This is a genomic window from Ureibacillus sp. FSL K6-3587 (assembly GCF_038593165.1).
GTDB lineage: Bacteria > Bacillota > Bacilli > Bacillales_A > Planococcaceae > Ureibacillus > Ureibacillus suwonensis.
Map to the genome: position 1 here is coordinate 3,046,083 of NZ_CP151969.1, position 18,260 is coordinate 3,064,342.

The window sequence follows — 18,260 nt, forward strand, 5'->3', positions numbered from 1 at the left end:
TTGCAAAATGAAAGTTTCCATACGATGGAAAATTATTGTGGTAGTGCTCCTGATTATCATGATAGGACTTGGTGCCCTATCCACCGCCAGTTCCATCCTAATTTCATCGAAAACAGAAGAAACGGTCATTGATCAAAGTGAGAACCTTGTCAGTGAGTTGACCAATTCAATCTCAAATTTTATTGATGGTTATGAAAAAAGCATTTTAAAAATCACTTCAGACCAGGATGTCAAAGATTACTATCATCATTCAACAACCTATAATGATGAAGGGGATCAGGCATTCCGTCAACAATTGAAAAAATATTTGGACATTTATGATTCCGCCGCAAACATTTACTTTACTGATGGCAATAAAATTATTACGGAGCCTCATTTTGACGAAATTTTTGATTTGGATGTGAATTCCCGCGCATGGTATACGGAAGCAAGAAAAAATCCGGATGAAGTGTTATGGTCACCACCGTATGTGGATGCCCAATCGGGAGAATATGCCATTGCCGGGTCAAAAGCGGTGAAAGAAGGAAATGAAGTCATCGGCGTTTTGGGAGTTGACATATTATTATCCAGTTTAACAGAGGAAATTTCAAAAATAGATTTGGGGTTTGAAGGATATCCGATTGTGTTGGATTCTTCCGGCATGGCAATCGTCCACCCGACACAAACAGGCGATGATTTGAGTTCTGTGGGATATGTGGAAGAAATTCTGAAGGATGAAAAACAAAAAGACGCAATAAAAACGAAAATAGGAGATCAACAATCTGTTGTCGTTTATGAAAAAATTCCTTCATTAGGCTGGACTGTCGGCGCCGTTTATAATGTGGACCAATTGCATAGCACCGCCAAAAGCATACAGCATATGATTATTTTGTTTGCTTTGATGATACTTGTGGCAACTGCGATCATTCTGTATTTCACAATCACAAAAACGATTAAACCGCTACATACATTGAGCTCTTCCATGGAAAAGGTTGCACAAGGCGATTTAACTGTACATATCGATACGAAAAGAAATGATGAAATCGGCCAATTAGCCCAGCATTTCAATAAAATGCTAAAAGAAATGAAAAAAATCATCGGGGTTGTTCAAGACTCATCCCGGCAAGTCGAAGACCGTTCCCATCATTTGAGCGCCCTTGCGGAAGAAACGAATGCATCCAGTGTTGAAGTGACAAAAGCGGTAAGAGACATTGCCATCGGAGCAACTCAATCAAGTGAAAATGCGGATCAAGTTACAGTATCCTCAGCAAAATTGGGAGAAAAAATCAACCAAATGACGGAACAATCAAAAGCGCTCAAAGGAATTACAAATGAAGCCAACGATCTGAATCAAGAAGGGCAAGATAAAATGTATAGCTTATTGAATTCCTTTGAAAACTCGAAAGCGGAATTGGAGAATATGGCCCGCGCCGTAACTTCCCTAGAAGGAAAAATCGAAGCCATTGAATCGATTATGGATACCATCTCTGAAATCTCTGAACAAACAAATCTTCTCGCTTTAAATGCGAGCATTGAGGCGGCCCGTGCAGGGGAACACGGTAAAGGATTTGCCGTTGTGGCCGATGAAGTCCGGAAACTTGCGGAACAATCCGCAAAAGCGACAGAACACGTCAAATCGACCATCCAACAATTGCAACAGGAAGCAAATACGGTTGTCGATGAAATGAATGAAATGCAAGAGACTTTCAAAGATCAGGAAAAAGTGGTTGAAGATACAGGAAACCTATTCCAGAACCTTTCAACGTTGATTCAAAATATGGAAAATACATTCAAAAACGTGATTGAAGAAATAGACGGCATTATCAAATACAAAGACCGTGTCGTTCAAACGATTGAAGAAATGTCCATGACGGCTCAATCAACGGCTGCAGCTTGCGAAGAAGTGAGCGCGGCAAGCGACGAGCAGCTAAATGCCATCCATTCAGTGGCTGAAGCTTCCGAAGAACTGAACCATTTAAGCAAAGAGTTATCGGAAACCGTAAGCAAATTTAAAATTTAATCAAAAAAATGGGCTGACTGGAATCCAGTCGGCCCATTCATTGTTTCCAAATCATTTATGCATCTTCTTGAGTTTCCAAGCGTTTGCCGAAGATCAGCTTCAATAACGGCGGAGTAACCAAAGTAGTAATGATGATGACGACAATCATGGCTCCATAGAACTCATGGGATAATATGCCGCCAGACAGTCCGATGGAAGCCAAAATTAACGCCACTTCCCCGCGGGAAATCATTCCTGCGCCAATGCCGGCAGAGGATTTCCATCCAAATCCGCAAACTTTTGCCCCAAGTCCGCAGCCAATAAATTTGGAAAGCACAGCAATCAATGAGAAGGCAATGATAAATACGATTTGATCCCCTATACCATCAAAGCTCATTGGCAATCCGATGTTGATAAAGAAGAACGGAACAAATATGCCATAGGCAATCGGGGAAATCCCGTGTTCAATTTCTTTTGCATATTTTGTTCTGCTGATGGCAACCCCCATGAAATATGTACCAATGATTCCTGATACACCGAGGAAATCAGCGAAATACGCCGCAGCGAATAATAAAATCAATCCGGCTGTAACAACCGGTTCTGTAATCTGCATGCCTCCAAACAGATGCATGAATTTTGGAACAATATATTTTCCAACAATGTAAATGATGATAAAGAAAATAATTTGTTGGGCAACGACCCATGCGATATTTGTATCCGTCCCCATAAAGAAGCCTATGGCAACCGCGATGAGAATGACAACGATGACATCATCCAATACCGCTGCCCCAAGCAGGGTCGCACCTTCCCTGCTGTTCAACCAGCCGATTTCCCGCAATGTTTGAACGGATATACTTACGCTAGTTGCAGCGAGCAATAACCCTAAGAATACACCCTCGGATGTAGGGATATGGAATAGAGGAGATGCAGCCCATCCCATGATGATCGGCATAACCACCCCTAAAACGGCTACAAGGGTTGCCGCCTTCATATTTTTGTTCAAACTCTCCAAATCCGTTTCAAGTCCGGCGAGGAACATCAATAATAAAACGCCGATTTCACTGAAAACATGAATCAGTTCCGTTTGCTCAATCCAACCGAGAACAGCTGGACCCAGGATAATCCCGGCAATGATTTTTCCGAGGACGGACGGTTGACCAAAGCGAAGGCTGATTTGACCCGCTATTTTGGCAACAAGCAGCACGAGAACAATCTGTAAAATAAAGTCAAAAACATCCACCTTTGTAACCCCCTGTTGTCAATTTTCTATGAAAGGAAGCCAAAAAAGACATGGTGGAGCCCTGTTGACAGACTCCACCATGTTTCCGCTCCCTATTTAATTACGAATTCAATTATAATCGAATTTTATTATTGTGTAAATTCCTTTTTTTCAGTTTATTTAAAATTCCTTTATTTCCCTTTCAATAATTGCACAGTTTTATGCCGATCATCGCTTTCGCAAATGGCGGAAATCACCGCCACCCCATCCGCTCCGGCTTCTTTCACTTTTTGTGCGTTCGCTGGTGTGATGCCGCCAATTGCCACAATGGGGAAATTCGGATACATTTCACGAGCCTTCCTTAAAAAAGCCACTCCCGCAGGCTTTTTTGCATCCGGCTTTGATTTCGTTTCATAGATTGGACCGATGCCCACATAATCGGCGCCGCTTTGGACGGCTTTCACCAATTCTTCTTCATTATGGACGGAAACACCGATAATTTTATTTTGAAACTTTTCCCGAATTTCTTGGATCGGTGTATCGTCTTGTCCCACATGAACACCATCGGCATCAATTTTTAACGCAAGTTCCACATCATCGTTAATGATAAAAGGCACCTGATACTGTTTGCATAAGGATTGGCATTCCCTGGCAAATTGTTCAAGCTCCCCACCGGTTAACGGTTGTTTCCCTTTTTCCCTCAGTTGAAAAAAAGTAATTCCCGCTTGCAATGCATCTTTCAATACTTCAAGGGGATGTTCGCTCTTGCAATTTTCCGTTCCCATAATGAAATAAACCGCCAACTCTTTTCTATTCAATGATTTCCACCTCCGCTTCATATCCCAACCGATGGGCAAAGTGATTCGTCGGTCCATGGCCATGGCCGATATTGAGCGGATTTTCGATTGCCCCTTGGACAAATTTTTTCGCTTCAATAATGGCTTCCTTCAAAGACAGCCCTCTTCCCAAATGGGCGGTAATGGCTGCAGAAAAAGTGCATCCTGTCCCATGGGTATGTTTCGTATTGATTCTTTTTGATCTCATTTTGAATGAAGACCCGTCTTTGAAAAACACCGTATCAACTGCGGATGGCCCGTCCAAATGCCCCCCTTTCATGACGACGCAATCAACTCCAAGCTGCAAAATCTTCTCCGCCGCTTCCCGGATCTCTTCCGCAGTTTGAATGTTCATGCCGGTGATGGTTTCCGCTTCCGGGATGTTTGGGGTGACAATGTTCGCAATCGGCAGCAATTCCTTTTTCATGGCCCGCACGGCATCTTCTTGCAGCAACGCTTGTCCGCCCTTCGCAATCATAACCGGATCGACAACGATTTGAACTTCTTGATCCCTCAAGCTTTTCGCGATTCTTTGAATAATATCCGCAGAAAACAACATTCCCGTTTTCAAGGCTTTTACATCAAAATCTTCGAAAACCGCCTTCATTTGAAGTTCGACAAAATCAGGAGTTGTTGGATAAATCCCTTCCACACCCAACGTATTTTGGGCCGTCAATGCCGTAATGACGGATGTGCCAAAAACCTTCAGCTCCTGGAATGTTTTCAAATCCGCCTGAATGCCGGCGCCTCCACCGCTGTCCGAGCCTGCAATCGTCATAACGATATTCATTATAATTCACCTCTTGAAATTTGATGTAGACCGTTTATGATTTCCACTTGGAATGAACCAAGGTATTTTTCTTTCGAAGCAAATTCGGCCACTTTTTTATAATCGGCCAACACGTTCCGGATATTTTCGAGTCTGTCCCCTTCCAAACATAATGCTCCCGCGCAAATGGCGCTCAATAAACAGCCCGTCCCCGTCACCTGCGTCATCCACTCATGGCCGCCGCTGACAAAAAGAATCCATTCCCCATCCGTTACTACATCTTCTTTTCCTGAAACCGCAACCATTGTTCCAAATTTCTTGGCCGTATCCTTTGCCACAAGGACAATATCCATCTCCCCTTCTCCGCTGTCCACACCTTTTGCCTGCCAATCGATTCCGGCGATTGCAGCCAATTCACCGGCATTGCAACGGATTAAATCAAACTTGATTTCTCTCAACAGATTTTCAGACACCTCTTTACGATATTTCGTGGCACCTGCCCCCACCGGATCCAATACAACCGGAATATTCAATTCATTCGCTTTTTTTCCGGCTAAAAACATGGCTTCCACTGAATTTTTATTCAATGTGCCAATATTGATTAACAATGCATCGGCAATCGATGTCATATCTTCAACATCCAATGGCTCATCCGACATGACAGGTGAAACGCCAATGGCAAGCAAGCCGTTTGCTGTAAAATTTGTCACCACGGTATTGGTAATGCAATGGATCAATGGATTCTTTTGTCTGATTTTGTATAAGCTCATTTGTTTTCTCCTTTCAATCCGGATTAATCTTTTGAAACTTAAAAATGCTCTTTTGCACGGCGCAAAAGAGCATTGAAAAGACTGCAAGTATCTTCAATTGCTCCCTACGGCAGTGCTAACTGCATCAGGTTCAAAGGGTTAGGTGTTTTCACCTTCTCAGGCACTCGGCCACCCCTGCAATTTCCAAAATTCCCTATGTAATTAAAAAGCTCTCCAGTAATTGGAGAGCAAAAAATTCACAATATCCATCTATGAATTCATGGATTGCTCCCTACGGCAGTACTGGCTGCATCCGGTTCAAAGGGTTAGGTGTTTTCACCTTCTCAGGCACTCGGCCACCCCTGCAAAAAAACATAATAATTCAGTTGTTTCCTACATTATACCATATGGATTTTTCAATTTTACATGATTTTATAAAACTAACAAACTTGGTTATTTCGATTCATTTATTCATTGCAGTTCGATTTTCCCGTCTATTTCGATATCATCCAAAGCTTGGTTTGCCAACCGGTCCGCTTCTTCATTTTCTTTTCGGGAAACCGGTTCAAATTCGGGTTTGATGCCAAGCCGGTTCAAATATTCATCAATTCGATCCGCCCAATTCATCAACTCTTTTTCATAAACCGGCCATTCACCGCTCATTTGATTGATCACCACTTGCGAATCGCCGATAAATCGGACCGTTTGGTGATGGACGCCAAGAGACTCCAATTCTTGGACAGAAAAATGAAGCGCTGCGTATTCCGCTTCATTATTGGAAGAAAGACCATCCAAAGTCAAATTTTTCCGCAACCGATATTTCTTTCCGTTTTGCTCAAAATAAATGACACAACCCAACCCGGATATGCGGCTTTCAAGATTAAATCCGCCATCAAAATAAACCGTCACATTCGAAGGTTCCGTTTCCATCTCTTTTATATATTTTTTTATTTCTTTCAATGTCCAAGTCGAATCATGTTCATCCAAAAAAAGAATGTTTTTTGTTCTTCCGGTTTTCATCAGCTCTTCCGCGACGGAAAGTGCGTGCGCTGGAGGCATTTCTTCCGAACGAAAAACCGTTTCCACACCCTTGTGGTGATACGTCCATTCGATTGTGATTTTCAAAAAGACCCCTCCCTTTTCCCTATTTTCTACAATAGTATTTTCAATTGGACGACAAAGATACGAAATATCCTTTCCCCGCCTTTATATGTTCACCAACGAGTTATTGACATTCTTCGACTTAGATATAAAATGAAAGTAGGAATTTGTATATAATTGTAACCCTTTTTCTATATTTATAGGAAATTTCGTTTATTTTTTTTTACAAGATATTAGGAGATGATATTTTGGCTAATGAAATGGAAAAAAAGAGATTGGGATGGTTTAAAAATCCTTTATCGAATCAGAGTGAGATGGAACAACGGGAAGAATCTCCCGAAATGGTTGTAGAAGATTTGCCTGCAGAAAATGAAAAAGTGGAAGAACAAGAAACGGTTCAACCGATTAAAGCTGAAGAAGAGTCTTTCATTTTTTCAAGGGATCAGCAAGACAAAGTGGCAATGGATGTCATTGTTTCAATTGAAAATATCATTAAAGACCGCCAATTGCTTTCCTATAAATATAATGCGCTGGTAGAACAATTGGAAAATGCGAACCAAATCATCAATCGCCTAAAGCGCGATCAATTGAAAAAAGATCAAATCATCCAGGAAAAAACAAAGGAAATTCGGGACTTGGAAATCAGCTTGACCAATAAGCAAATGAGCTATGATCAATTGCTTGAAGACTATAAAGAATATCAGCTGAAACACAATTTGGAATATGACAAATTGACGAACCAGCTGGAAACCGAAAAAGCGAAATACAATAAACTCTTTGAAGAATCTGCAAGAATCCAATCACAACAAGTACAAAAAATTAATGAACTGGAAGAGCGCATCCGTACACTAGAGATTGAAAATCAAAGATATTTGGAACAATATGAAAAAATTGTTGAAGAAAAGGCGCAACTAATGAAAACAATCTCAGATTTTACAGAAAGAATGTCTTTCTCCTTTTCACCAAAACAAAACGATTAAATGCCCTATTTACTTTTTCCCAGGAGAAAGGAGTAAGGAATGTCTGTCCATAATGTTAAAATTCTCGAATTGTTGTCGATTCATGAAGTTAACGGATATAGCTTGCTTAAATTGAAAGTCTTTTCTTTCAAAGATCAAATGGAACTTTACTGGCTTATCGATCATGAAACCGGCAATGCCTTGCAAGAGATTTGCAAATTCCGTGGTGCCGAGCGCTACCGTTTATCTTTGCAGACCTCTTTCAATGCCCAAACGCAACGGTATACCAGTTTTGTGACAAAAACCTACCGCGATTCGAGCCAAAAAATGAACTTCCACTGTTCAGCCAAGTTCCATCGGCAGCTGGAAAGAATAAAAAATTGCCAAAGTATTACAAGTTTATTGTCTTTTGATTTTTTATTCCCGAATTTGCCGAAGGAAGAAACCCTCAATGTGCTGGAAAATGTCGAAGAGGATATCCATGATTCAACCGGGACTGCCTCCGATGTTGAGGAAACTGCCCTTGTTGAGGAAACAATCGAAGCAATCGCTGATTCAAATGATATTCAGAATGAAACCGAAATCAAAGAGGAAACGGTTGAATCGGAAATTCTTACGGAAGAAGAGGAAAAAATTTCAGTCGATCCGGAAGAAAAGATTGAAGATTCCGGTGTTCAAGATAACATACCTGAAAAGGATTCGGTGAATGAACCGGCAAAAGAACAGAAGTCTGATTCTGTTGCCCATACATACATATTTTCGAAGCTGCCGCAATTGAAAAGGCGATTCCGTTCCAATAAAGGATTCCCCCAACATCTATTGACCGCTTCATTAATATGCGCGATCTTATTGATTGTTTTTATTATTATTTTTGACGTTTTATCCAGTCCAAAATCCAAAACCGTTGAAAATGCCGATTCTTCATCCACAATTAGCGAAGACAATTCAAGTACCGCCGATGAAAGTACCGATCCATCAGAGGGTGGCATACCTTCACTTCAGATTGATGACTTTTTGACTTTCAGTATTCCGGATGGTAATGTTGCATTGACGTTTAACGACGGTCCAACTAAATATACACAGGCGATTGTGGATGTATTAAAGGAAAAAGAAGTGGGCGGAACATTTTTCTTCATTGGTTACAATGTCCAAAAACATCCGGACATTGTTGAGTATGTTCATACCAACGGGTTTTCCATCGGCAGCCATTCAATGACTCACGCAGCCATGAATGAGCAAACGTTGGAGGAACAACAATATGAAATCAGCGAATCCAAAAAAGTCATAGAAGAAATCATCGGCCAGCCGGTAAAATTTTTCAGACCGCCAAACGGTTTAATCAACGAAACGACCCAAGCGGCGGCGGAAAAAGAACAAACCCAAATCATTTTATGGAATCTTGATCCAAGGGATTGGGAATCGGAAAAAGCGGAAGAAATTGTGGAAAAGATAAAAAGTGAACCGACATCCTCTTCGATTATTACTTTTCATGAATCGGCACAAGTCGTTGAGGCGTTACCAACCATTATCGATTATTTAAAACAACAAAATCTAAAAATTGTCAATTTGCAATAAGAAAAAGCTTGGGCCTGAGAGACATTTCAGGCTCAAGCTTTTTCATTTTGGAATTGAACGGATGAAGTTCGTGTATATATCACTTTACAGAAATCTTGATAATCTCCCTGCCATTTGCCGGTTGAAGCGGGCGGTTATTATTGCCATAAAATTTGCTGAATAAGGCGATCTGATCCTTGGAAAATTCAATAGGATTTTCAAATATAATCCACCGGACCCCCTCTGTACATGGCGGAGTCGTCAATGACCCCTCATAATAATAAGCTGTTTTTTCTTCGGGGATGAATTGCAAAAGATTGAAGGCTTCATATTCTTTTTCTTTCAATGTTTCATCCTTTAAAAATTTCCATACTTCTTTTATCATATCGTTTTCTTTGCCCGATTGAATAAAAACCGCTACGACTGCCAGTTCCCCTTTTTCATTTTTATGGACTAGATGCAATTCCATGTCATGGCTTTGACCTTCTATCTGATGCTCGCTTGGCTGGTGGAAATGGAATGATTCGAATTTGTATTGCTCGTTGTCGATCGTAATAAAATTCAAATTGGATTTTGAAACAGCTTCCAACGTATGCTTTTGTTTTACCAGCCCCAGCTGTTCCTCGCCATAAGAAAATCGGATGCTTGGAGCTTGTTTGCGGACGACATCAGCCGATTCAATTTGGATTGGCGATTGCATCGTCCCCTTTTCACAGGCTTTTTCCTCAGCGTATACCGTTTCATCTTCGAAATAGGATACTTCCTTTTTGGTGATTGTTTCTTCATGGTTTCCAGTCAGTTGTTTTGGCGACGTCATTTGATGAGAAAAATACGCCGTTGCGCTTAAAAATGAAAAGAACGTCAAAAGGAGGATTAAATGTCTGATTTTCATCGGGATTTCCTTTCATTTTTTGTTATTTAACTTAACCAGAATCTTTCCTTTTTTATACTTCCAACCTTTTACTTTTCAATAAAAAAGTGCTGGTTTACTCACCAACACCTTCGTTTTTATATAAAGTGACTTGATTTCGTCCATTATTTTTTGAATGATACAATGCTTCATCCGCCATTAAAATGAGATCGTTTGGATTGGATCCTTTCTTCGGTACGACAGTGGCTACACCGACACTCACCGTAACAAATTCATGGGTAGGAGATGATTCATGGGGCAGCTTTAATCCGAGAACATCCTTCCGAATTTCCTCCGAAAGTTTTTCCGCTTCATGTTCATTGGAGGAATTCAAGAGCAGACAAAATTCCTCTCCTCCATATCTGCATACAATTTTATCCGGAAACTGATTATGCTGTTTCAAACAGTCGGCTATTTTTTGCAAGCATTCATCCCCCTTGACATGACCATATGTATCATTAAACTTTTTGTAATGGTCAATATCCAAGAGAATAAGGGAAATCGGCTCTGAACGCGCTATCGCCCTTTTCCATTGCTCCTCTATATGTTGATTGAAGTATCTCCTGTTATATAGTCCCGTTAATGCATCCATATTGGCTATATATTCCAAAGATTGTATGTTATTGGCCAGTTGGCTGCGCATAATATCAATGTTTCCGATTAATTCGGATAATTCATCCCGTTTTTTATATGCGGGGACATTTTTTGTAAAATCATGCTCCGTATAAGCTTTCACACTGTTGCTTAATTGAATGATCGGTTGGATGACCTTTTTTAATATTTTAATTTCGATGATGACAGCAACAACAATGGTGAAGAAAACGGCAATGACGACGGAAATCAGGATTGTATTGATCTTTCTTCTCATTGTGTTTCTTACAATGGTTCTTTGTTCTTCCACCAACCAATAATACTCGCTGTACATTTGCCGAAATTCTTCCAATGCTTTTTCGCTTTGTTGCAGCAATGCCGTGTTGACCCCTTGATCTTTATCTGTCAAAAAAATGAGCGGGGCAATCAGCTCATCTTGTATGTATTGTCCCTTTTCCACGAATTCATCCGTTTTATGTACCAATAGAGGAAAAATCTTCGTTTGCATCCGAATGTCTTCCGCATTCTTTTTATATTTTTCCAATCCAAGATCATATGTATCCAAATAATATGTGTCGCCCGTTATACAATATCCCCTTTGCCCGATGATTTGATCATTGACTGCCTGATAAATTTGAGTGGCGGTTTCATCGATCGCATCCAATGAACGTTGCCCTTTGATATTTTCATTTAAAAACAGGCGAATCGAGATAATCGCCAATAATATAATAATAAAAATAATGCTTGCTGTTACAATGATGGAATGCAACAAACGCGTTCCCAATTTCCCTAATGTTCTATCCTTCACCCTTGTGCGTCTCCTCTTTCCCAACCACTGACCAATAGGTAACATTTATTGTATTGCACTATATTTTACCGTACAACAATCTATATATTTTATCAAGTATTGAAAAAATTTATCAATAAAAAAGCCGTATCTATATTGATACGACTATTTCAGATAAAACAGCCCCCCGCTGACGATTTCAATTTTGATTCTCGGCTGAAACCGTTCTTCCAACGCTTTTTTCTCAATCTCATAAATTTCAGGTTTTTCTTCAACACCGACATAAAAGTGATCCAAAATTTCTTGTTCCCTTTCCCATCGTTTTTTCGCCTCATCCGCCCACGTCATATCATCATTGGCAATATAGTTTTCAATGGCTGTCTCCAATCTTTCAATCGCTCTCATCGGCGAAACGATATAAGGAAGGCAATAGGCGTTTCTCGGGAGTTCATTCGTCAACTTCAGTCCAATCAATAAGTCTTGAAAATTGCTTTTGACGCTTCCATGAATCAAGTTGATCCCCAAAGAAAATAGCATTTCCTTTGTCTGATCCGTATGATAAGAAACTTTAAAATTTGCGCCAATCCATGGAAATAAGCTGGCCCCTTCTTCATTTTCATACAGTTGGACAAAGGAACCCAAATCTTTTGTCGCCTGAAATATTTGATGCATCCTCGTCGAACCATAATGAATATATTCGCCACGGATCTCTTGATTTTCGGGCCTTTTCGTTATGAAGGTCACCTTTAAAGGGTTGGGTTGTGCCTTTGTGCTTTCAACAAATTGCCAATAAAAAGGGCGATTCATGATTCGCTTATCGATGTCGGAGGTTAACTGTACCGTCAGATGATTGGGTGTATCCTCCAAAATTTCGCAATCTGTTACACTAAAAAAAGTCCGCAAATAGTCATGGATTTGCTCTGATAACATCTTTCAGCCCCTTTCAAGATGATGGTTCAGGTGAATCCGAGCTGGTCTTCCAAGCCATAATCCTCGAAATGGAAATTTGATACAAAGTTAGGAGAATTGTATATTCGTTCTTCCACTTTGTTCGTTAAAATATCGTCCAAGTCCCCTACAATTTTTTCAAATACATCGATTTTGTTCGTCAATAAATCGATGATCCGGTCTTCTATCGTGTTTTGAATGGCAAGATTATAAATATATACATCCGATTGTTGGCCAAATCGGTGCACACGGCCGATTCGCTGCTCAATTTTCATCGGATTCCATGGCAAATCAAAATTGATGACATGATGGCAAAATTGCAGGTTGATCCCTTCCCCGCCTGATTCCGTTGCGATGAGCACATCCGCATAATCCTGGAACAATTTTCTCATCCAATCCCGCTTATTTTTGCTGAATTTTCCATTAAACAGGACACTTTTGATCCCTTTTTGATATAAATACCATTGCAAATAAAGTTGGGTGGCACGATATTCGGTGAAGATAATGACCTTCTCTTTTGCTTTTTGAATGATTTCGTAAGTTTTTTCCGCCTTTGAATTGACATCCAATTGGGACATTTTCTCTATGATTTCATCAATATATTCCCTTTCTTCCCGCGACTGCACTTTTTCTTTCAGTTTGATCAATGTTAAATAAGCCGCTTCTTTGCTGGAACACATTTCTTTTAATAAGGTGGTCATGACAAAGGAATTGCTGTATAGATTTATCCGTTCTTTTAGATGCTCGATCATTCCGTAGACCTCTTGTTCCTCTTCCGTCAATTGAATCGGAATCGTTTCGACATGTCTGCCCACCCATTCAATGCCCGTATCTTGTCTGCGGTTCCGGATCATCACCTGATTCACCAGTTCTTTTAAATATTCGTCTTCCTGTAAACCGTTTTTCCCTTTTCTAAAATAGGCCTGGAAACTTTCGATGTTTCCTAAATGCCCAGGTTTTAACAAGGATACAAGATAGAAAATCTCGAAAATATTATTTTGAATTGGGGTTGCCGTCAACAGCAGGCAAAACTTCTTTTTTAATCCCTGTACAAATTGGTACGTTTGGGTTTGGTTGTTTTTTAATTTATGGGCCTCATCAATAATAATCATATCATAATCCTGTTCATAAATTTTTTCCCGATATGGACTGCGTTTTGCCATATCCATGCTCATCACGACAAAATCATATTGTTCAAAAGGCACGTTCTTTTTCCGGCATCCAATGGCAGGAATGGAAAATTTCCCGTTCAATTCATCGACCCACTGGGTAAGCAAAGATGCAGGCACCAATATTAATGCCTTTTTTACAAGCCCCCTTAAAATGTATTCCTTCAAAATCAAACCGGCTTCAATGGTTTTACCGAGACCCACTTCATCCGCCAAAATCGCCTTTCCGTTCATTTTTTCAATGACCGTCCGGGCAGCGTCAATTTGATGGTCAAGAAATTGAATATTAGTCAAAAACTTTGGCGCCTGCAATCCTGAAAAATCGGTAATCAATTGGTCTTTCACGACATCATAGGCCATTTTGTATAATGTCCAATCATCCCATGGACCGCCTTCATTTAATCGTCGCGCAAATTCTTCCTTCCAGCCGGAGGATTTTTCAATCATCATGGTTCTCTCCCCCCTTTTCATTTTAGATTGTCCAAAAAGCGGAATCCTATGAAGATCCAAGGCCGAATGTTTCCTGTCGGATAAAAAACCCTTCTTTTCGCAAACTAAAAATGAAAAGCGAAGAGAAAAAATGAAAAATGGTTATTCTTCATCACCTTAGGTATTTTCCTTTCAGCTGTTTTTATGCCAGGATATATAAAAGTTCATTTCTTCCTTTGGTGGATGAAATGAGCGTCCATTTATATATTTGGCTGTTTTTTTTACGTAATCTGCGGAAGGCTTTTGAGAATAATAAGTGCACATGGAGGCAGGAGGTGAGAATTATGAGCAAAAATAATAAGAAAACTTTGAATGAACGTACCCACAACCCATTTGAAACATATAAACATTTGCACCAAAATACGACAAGCAACAAGAATAATCCGGAAGACAATACCGCGGAAATTTCGGAGGAGTTTGATTCAAAAGCAAAAAACAAGAACAATAAAACGAATCATGATAAAAACCAAAAATCCAACAAGGATGCTTAACCTTTTCATTGAATCCCCGTTTTTTTGGAGGTAATCCAATGAATAAAAAACAAGTCATTTTTCTGAACCGCACCCACAAAAATTTTAATATGTACATCGGCAACAAAGGAGATCAAGATTTTTTTAAAGAACTTGAAACAGCGCAACCTGTTTCGGATAAGGTCATACCCATTGATCGTTTTAAAAAATAACTTTCCGTGACATTTCTATAAACTTTTTGCAAAAAAGTTTTTGAATAAAATGTGAAAAAATTCACTAACTCTTTCTTTTTTTCAACATTAAGCGTACAATGTAATTGAAAAGATTGATATATAACAATAGAAATGACCGATTGCGGTGTTATATAACAAATTTATGGAATTAGGAGGCGTAAACCATGTGGGTGCTAACAGTTTTTGATGGCGAAACATTCCGGATTTATGAGTTCGAAACGAAAGAAGAAGCAATGAAAGTAATGGAAGAAATCCAACTGCCAGCCATCCTTTCTTACACAAACTTGACTTTGGTTGCTTAACCCCCTTTCAAACAGACTTTTGGCCATACATTCAAGGAGCATTTATTGCTCCTTATTTTTTTTGATTTCACTAGATTTTTCTGTCGGAACTGCCAATATTCTTCACTTTTTTCTTCGTGATTTTTGGGAAGTATAAGAATTAGTGAAAAACACATTGGATGAGGTGATATTGATGAAAAAACTGTTCTCCTTTTTCATATGCTTATTCGCCTTTGGATTTGTCCTTGTGCCTTCCGAAATCGAAGCGCACTATCATTCATCCTTTATTAAAGAATACGAACAGTTGGATGATGAAAAGAAACAACAAGTGGATCAAATTTTAAATCATTTGCATGAAGAACTTGAAAAATTGGGAGTAAAAATTGATCATCCGAATGTTCATGAAATCATTTCAAGGTTAGATGAAGAGGCACAACAACAGGTCAAAGCCATTATCAAAGATTTGGATGAAGGCAAAATCACATCAGAAGAAGCGGATAAAAAACTCGAACAATTAGGAGTGCTGCCTAAAAAAGAAAATTGTAAAATATTCGAAAATCTTGATGATGAAACAAAAGAAAAGGCAAAAGAAATTATGAAAGAACTGAAAAGTGGTGCCATCACCCGGGAAAAAGCCGATGAAAAATTCAAAGAATTGGGGATCGAATTGCCAAAGAGACAAGAATTAAATGATGAAACGAAAGAAAAAGTGAAGCAACTCCTTGAAGAAGCGGAAAAAGAATTTGAACAAATCGGAATCGAATTTCCAAAACATCATTATAAACATTTAATCGAATAAACGAAAAATCCAGCGAAAACAAATTTTTTCGCTGGATTTTCCCCTTTATATATATTTTATAAAAATAATAAAAAACAGTTGTGAAGATTTGTTGAATTTGAAAACGCAATCATCTTGAACAAAATGTGAAAAGTTTCACTAACTATTTTCTTTTTGGTTTTCAGGGTGTACAATGAACTTGAAATTGATATATAACAATTTCTTGGATAACAAAAACCAAAGGAATTGTTATATAACAAAATTATATTGAAGGAGTTTGATCCCTCGATGTGGGTACTTACTGTATTTGAAAAAAATTCTTATCGAATCTTTGAATTTGTGGAAAAAAGCGAAGCTACAATGGCACTTCAAAAATTCGGTAAATCCGCATTTTTGTCCTTTACAAAATAATTGAAATGAAAAACAGTGGCGATAGATATAAAAGTTTTCGGTGAAAAAAACATGAAGGAGGAATTCTGAATGTGGGTTGTTACAGTTTTTGAAACGGGCACTTTCCGCTGCTTTGAATACGATACAAAAGAAGAAGCTGTCCGTGCGTTGCAAACTTACAAAAACAATGCCATCTTATCTTTCACAAAATAAGAGTACCGCTTGTTCCCCATCCATAAAAAAATTATCATCCGGCCTTGGATGATAATTTTTTTTAAACTTTTACCCCGATATTGTATTGGAATCAGCTATGCAACCGCCATTTTCAAAGCGCTTACATTCCATTTACCCTCTCGTTTTTTTCTTCTCGAAATGCTTTATTTTTTCTATTCTATCAACTGATTTTGCCCTATTATTTACAAACAACAAAAATATATACCCATTTTTTCTATTAATTAATCCTATTAAATTGTGACAAATTTGTGAAAATATATAGTTTCCTCCACAATCCGACATTTTTTTCAAAAAAAATGGTATACAATGAAGGAGCTTCTACAGCAATAAACAAAAAATATCATGAACAAATTTACTGGAGGAGTAAAAATGTTTAACACACTATACAAAAAAATGTTAAAAGTTGTGATAGAAATAAAAAGAAAAGATATGTACCGGAAAGCACAAGAACTTGGTTTCACACATCCGGAAGTTGTAAATTGCAGCCAACAGTTGGACCATCTGCTCAATAAATATACTAAAGAAGCGGCATAACTCTGCCAATCGATCTCCTGATCTTTTCCTGAAATGGTTGGATGAAATACCCTCAAAACCTTGTGGCACAAGGTTTGACGGGTATTATTTTTTTATCTTTTCAACGGATTATCTTTCACTCCCGCATAATCTTTTTTTGCGTCCACAAATACGAATTCGTTTTCCGGATAACGGTAGGCCGTCAGTTTCCCTCCAAATACAACTCCCTGGTCAATGTTGATGGTATTATTCACCATCAGCGGCTCCGGCTTTGGATCGTGTCCCCATACAACAAGCAAATCGCCTTTATATTGCTTATACCAGTCCCGGCGTATCGGCTTTCCCTGTTGATCAACCCCTGCTACATCGCCATAGCGGCAAAAATTTTTGATTCTTTCCGATTCTTTGCCAATAAATTCTTCACGGATTCCCGCATGAACGCAAACAAGCTTCGGCTGCCCTTTTTCAGAAAGTATATAGTGGGAGGGTAAATTAATCAACATGTCTCTCAATTCTTTTTTTAACTGTACGGTTTTTTCTTTTCCATTTTTCCTTTCGAATTCAATAAATTCTTCCTCCACTTTTTCATCCCCGTGTTTCAGCTGAACTTTTCTTCCATCAAGCCATCGGGCAATTTTCCAGCCATGATTGCTATCGATCATATACATTAAATGCCGATGTTTTAAAAAAAATACCATCGTTTCAATGGATTTTGGCCCCCGGCTCATCACATCCCCAAGAGAAACCATTTTTCTCCCCTTCGGATGCACATAAAGCCCCTGTTCATTTTTTTGATAACCCAATCGATCGAGCATTTCGAGCCATTCATCGAAACAGGCATGTATATCTCCTACTATGTCTACTCCTTTGTCTATATTTATGAACATGATTATATACCCCTTTATTTTTTCTAAACTATTTTATATTATAGAGCTAAACATACACCTTATTCACCAGAGTTTACTGATTATTAATTCATGCCGAATTGTTGACACTTTTCAAAATATCATGCATATTTTTAATTGATAGAACAAGTGTCGGACATATCGACATCGGCGCAGCGAAGACCAGTAAGCGGCACACTGTTGGAAAGAGAGCGATGTCCATGGGCTGAAAGACATCGTACAAACAAGAGCTGCTGAACCTGCTTCGTCAGCTTCCAGCCAAAACTGGACGCATCCCAAGCGTTATTGGGATAAAGTGGGATTATAATTAATCCAATTTAGGTGGTACCGCGGAAACCTTTTTCGCCCTAAAACCAGGGTGGAAAAGGTTTTTTTTATAAACAACGTTTAAGGATGG

General features: G+C 39.1%; 19 protein-coding genes and 2 riboswitches. Of the genes, 9 read left to right on the forward strand and 10 right to left on the reverse strand.

The genetic code is table 11. The features are described 5' to 3' along the window. The first annotated feature begins 7 nt into the window (after positions 1–7). A complete protein-coding gene (locus NSS77_RS14990) occupies positions 8–1,999 on the forward strand; it encodes a methyl-accepting chemotaxis protein (RefSeq protein WP_342469452.1) in 1,992 nt (663 codons plus the stop codon). A gap of 55 nt (positions 2,000–2,054) precedes the next feature. Here the strand turns inward: NSS77_RS14990 and NSS77_RS14995 are convergent, their stop codons facing one another. From NSS77_RS14995 to NSS77_RS15015, 5 genes are all read right to left on the reverse strand, one after another. Further along, positions 2,055–3,218, reverse strand: a complete 1,164-nt coding sequence (locus NSS77_RS14995) for a cation:proton antiporter (RefSeq protein ID WP_342469453.1) — start codon at positions 3,216–3,218, stop codon at positions 2,055–2,057. Positions 3,219–3,388: 170 nt separating this feature from the next. After that, a complete protein-coding gene (gene thiE, locus NSS77_RS15000; protein ID WP_342469454.1) occupies positions 3,389–4,015 on the reverse strand; it encodes a thiamine phosphate synthase in 627 nt (208 codons plus the stop codon). Next, on the reverse strand, positions 4,008–4,823 hold the full coding sequence (thiD, locus tag NSS77_RS15005) for a bifunctional hydroxymethylpyrimidine kinase/phosphomethylpyrimidine kinase (protein WP_342469455.1): 816 nt from the start codon (positions 4,821–4,823) through the stop codon (positions 4,008–4,010). The genes thiE and thiD overlap by 8 nt, the downstream gene beginning before the upstream one ends. Then, a complete protein-coding gene (gene thiM, locus NSS77_RS15010) occupies positions 4,823–5,572 on the reverse strand; it encodes a hydroxyethylthiazole kinase (protein ID WP_342469456.1) in 750 nt (249 codons plus the stop codon). Before thiM ends, thiD begins: the two co-directional genes overlap by 1 nt. 84 nt (positions 5,573–5,656) lie before the next feature. Continuing rightward, positions 5,657–5,758, reverse strand: a riboswitch (TPP riboswitch). Between the two features lie 65 nt (positions 5,759–5,823). After that, positions 5,824–5,925, reverse strand: a riboswitch (TPP riboswitch). 97 nt (positions 5,926–6,022) lie between these two features. Beyond that, complete coding sequence (locus NSS77_RS15015; RefSeq protein ID WP_342469457.1) at positions 6,023–6,676, reverse strand: reverse transcriptase-like protein; 654 nt, start codon at positions 6,674–6,676, stop codon at positions 6,023–6,025. Between the two features lie 224 nt (positions 6,677–6,900). On the opposite strand from NSS77_RS15015, the gene NSS77_RS15020 reads away from it, so the two are divergent. Both NSS77_RS15020 and NSS77_RS15025 read left to right on the forward strand, forming a co-directional pair. Beyond that, positions 6,901–7,632 (forward strand): hypothetical protein, encoded by a 732-nt coding sequence (locus NSS77_RS15020; RefSeq protein WP_342469458.1) that lies wholly within the window; start codon positions 6,901–6,903, stop codon positions 7,630–7,632. A 39-nt stretch (positions 7,633–7,671) separates the two neighbouring features. Then, positions 7,672–9,186, forward strand: a complete 1,515-nt coding sequence (locus NSS77_RS15025) for a polysaccharide deacetylase family protein (RefSeq protein ID WP_342469459.1) — start codon at positions 7,672–7,674, stop codon at positions 9,184–9,186. 79 nt (positions 9,187–9,265) lie between these two features. On the opposite strand, the gene NSS77_RS15030 is transcribed toward NSS77_RS15025, so the two are convergent. The 4 genes from NSS77_RS15030 to NSS77_RS15045 all read right to left on the reverse strand — a co-directional run bounded on the left by NSS77_RS15030 (position 9,266) and on the right by NSS77_RS15045 (position 14,020). Beyond that, positions 9,266–10,057, reverse strand: coding sequence for a carbonic anhydrase family protein (locus NSS77_RS15030; RefSeq protein WP_342469460.1), 792 nt, complete (start codon positions 10,055–10,057; stop codon positions 9,266–9,268). Positions 10,058–10,151: 94 nt separating this feature from the next. Then, positions 10,152–11,474, reverse strand: coding sequence for a diguanylate cyclase (locus NSS77_RS15035; RefSeq protein ID WP_342469461.1), 1,323 nt, complete (start codon positions 11,472–11,474; stop codon positions 10,152–10,154). A 144-nt stretch (positions 11,475–11,618) separates the two neighbouring features. Beyond that, the gene (locus tag NSS77_RS15040; protein WP_342469462.1) at positions 11,619–12,383 is read right to left on the reverse strand and encodes a YqhG family protein; all 765 of its coding nucleotides are present in this window, start codon (positions 12,381–12,383) and stop codon (positions 11,619–11,621) included. 26 nt (positions 12,384–12,409) lie between these two features. After that, positions 12,410–14,020, reverse strand: coding sequence for an SNF2-related protein (locus NSS77_RS15045; RefSeq protein WP_342469463.1), 1,611 nt, complete (start codon positions 14,018–14,020; stop codon positions 12,410–12,412). A 323-nt stretch (positions 14,021–14,343) separates the two neighbouring features. Here NSS77_RS15045 and NSS77_RS15050 point away from each other — a divergent pair, with 323 nt between their 5' ends. The 6 genes from NSS77_RS15050 to NSS77_RS15075 all read left to right on the forward strand — a co-directional run bounded on the left by NSS77_RS15050 (position 14,344) and on the right by NSS77_RS15075 (position 16,979). Continuing rightward, on the forward strand, positions 14,344–14,550 hold the full coding sequence (locus NSS77_RS15050) for a hypothetical protein (protein ID WP_342469464.1): 207 nt from the start codon (positions 14,344–14,346) through the stop codon (positions 14,548–14,550). 38 nt (positions 14,551–14,588) lie between these two features. Beyond that, positions 14,589–14,741 (forward strand): hypothetical protein, encoded by a 153-nt coding sequence (locus tag NSS77_RS15055; protein ID WP_342469465.1) that lies wholly within the window; start codon positions 14,589–14,591, stop codon positions 14,739–14,741. Between the two features lie 185 nt (positions 14,742–14,926). After that, positions 14,927–15,064, forward strand: a complete 138-nt coding sequence (locus tag NSS77_RS15060) for a hypothetical protein (RefSeq protein ID WP_342469466.1) — start codon at positions 14,927–14,929, stop codon at positions 15,062–15,064. A 142-nt stretch (positions 15,065–15,206) separates the two neighbouring features. Continuing rightward, a complete protein-coding gene (locus NSS77_RS15065) occupies positions 15,207–15,842 on the forward strand; it encodes a hypothetical protein (RefSeq protein WP_342469467.1) in 636 nt (211 codons plus the stop codon). 459 nt (positions 15,843–16,301) lie between these two features. Then, the gene (locus NSS77_RS15070; protein ID WP_342469468.1) at positions 16,302–16,424 is read left to right on the forward strand and encodes a hypothetical protein; all 123 of its coding nucleotides are present in this window, start codon (positions 16,302–16,304) and stop codon (positions 16,422–16,424) included. Between the two features lie 390 nt (positions 16,425–16,814). Next, positions 16,815–16,979, forward strand: a complete 165-nt coding sequence (locus NSS77_RS15075; protein WP_342469469.1) for an aspartyl-phosphate phosphatase Spo0E family protein — start codon at positions 16,815–16,817, stop codon at positions 16,977–16,979. 92 nt (positions 16,980–17,071) lie between these two features. On the opposite strand, the gene NSS77_RS15080 is transcribed toward NSS77_RS15075, so the two are convergent. Further along, entirely contained in the window at positions 17,072–17,845 is a 774-nt protein-coding gene (locus NSS77_RS15080) for a biotin transporter BioY (RefSeq protein WP_342469470.1), read from the reverse strand. Between the last annotated feature and the right edge of the window lie 415 nt (positions 17,846–18,260).

Excerpts from the sequence above, each read along its gene's own strand:
- NSS77_RS14990 (WP_342469452.1), top strand. The coding sequence starts at position 8 with ATGAAAGTTTCCATACGATGGAAAATTATTGTGGTAGTGCTCCTGATT.
- thiD (WP_342469455.1), bottom strand. The coding sequence starts at position 4,823 with ATGAATATCGTTATGACGATTGCAGGCTCGGACAGCGGTGGAGGCGCC.
- thiM (WP_342469456.1), bottom strand. The coding sequence starts at position 5,572 with ATGAGCTTATACAAAATCAGACAAAAGAATCCATTGATCCATTGCATT.
- NSS77_RS15025 (WP_342469459.1), top strand. The coding sequence starts at position 7,672 with ATGTCTGTCCATAATGTTAAAATTCTCGAATTGTTGTCGATTCATGAA.
- NSS77_RS15030 (WP_342469460.1), bottom strand. The coding sequence starts at position 10,057 with ATGAAAATCAGACATTTAATCCTCCTTTTGACGTTCTTTTCATTTTTA.
- NSS77_RS15040 (WP_342469462.1), bottom strand. The coding sequence starts at position 12,383 with ATGTTATCAGAGCAAATCCATGACTATTTGCGGACTTTTTTTAGTGTA.
- NSS77_RS15045 (WP_342469463.1), bottom strand. The coding sequence starts at position 14,020 with ATGATGATTGAAAAATCCTCCGGCTGGAAGGAAGAATTTGCGCGACGA.
- NSS77_RS15050 (WP_342469464.1), top strand. The coding sequence starts at position 14,344 with ATGAGCAAAAATAATAAGAAAACTTTGAATGAACGTACCCACAACCCA.
- NSS77_RS15055 (WP_342469465.1), top strand. The coding sequence starts at position 14,589 with ATGAATAAAAAACAAGTCATTTTTCTGAACCGCACCCACAAAAATTTT.
- NSS77_RS15060 (WP_342469466.1), top strand. The coding sequence starts at position 14,927 with ATGTGGGTGCTAACAGTTTTTGATGGCGAAACATTCCGGATTTATGAG.
- NSS77_RS15070 (WP_342469468.1), top strand. The coding sequence starts at position 16,302 with ATGTGGGTTGTTACAGTTTTTGAAACGGGCACTTTCCGCTGCTTTGAA.
- NSS77_RS15075 (WP_342469469.1), top strand. The coding sequence starts at position 16,815 with ATGTTTAACACACTATACAAAAAAATGTTAAAAGTTGTGATAGAAATA.
- NSS77_RS15080 (WP_342469470.1), bottom strand. The coding sequence starts at position 17,845 with ATGTTCATAAATATAGACAAAGGAGTAGACATAGTAGGAGATATACAT.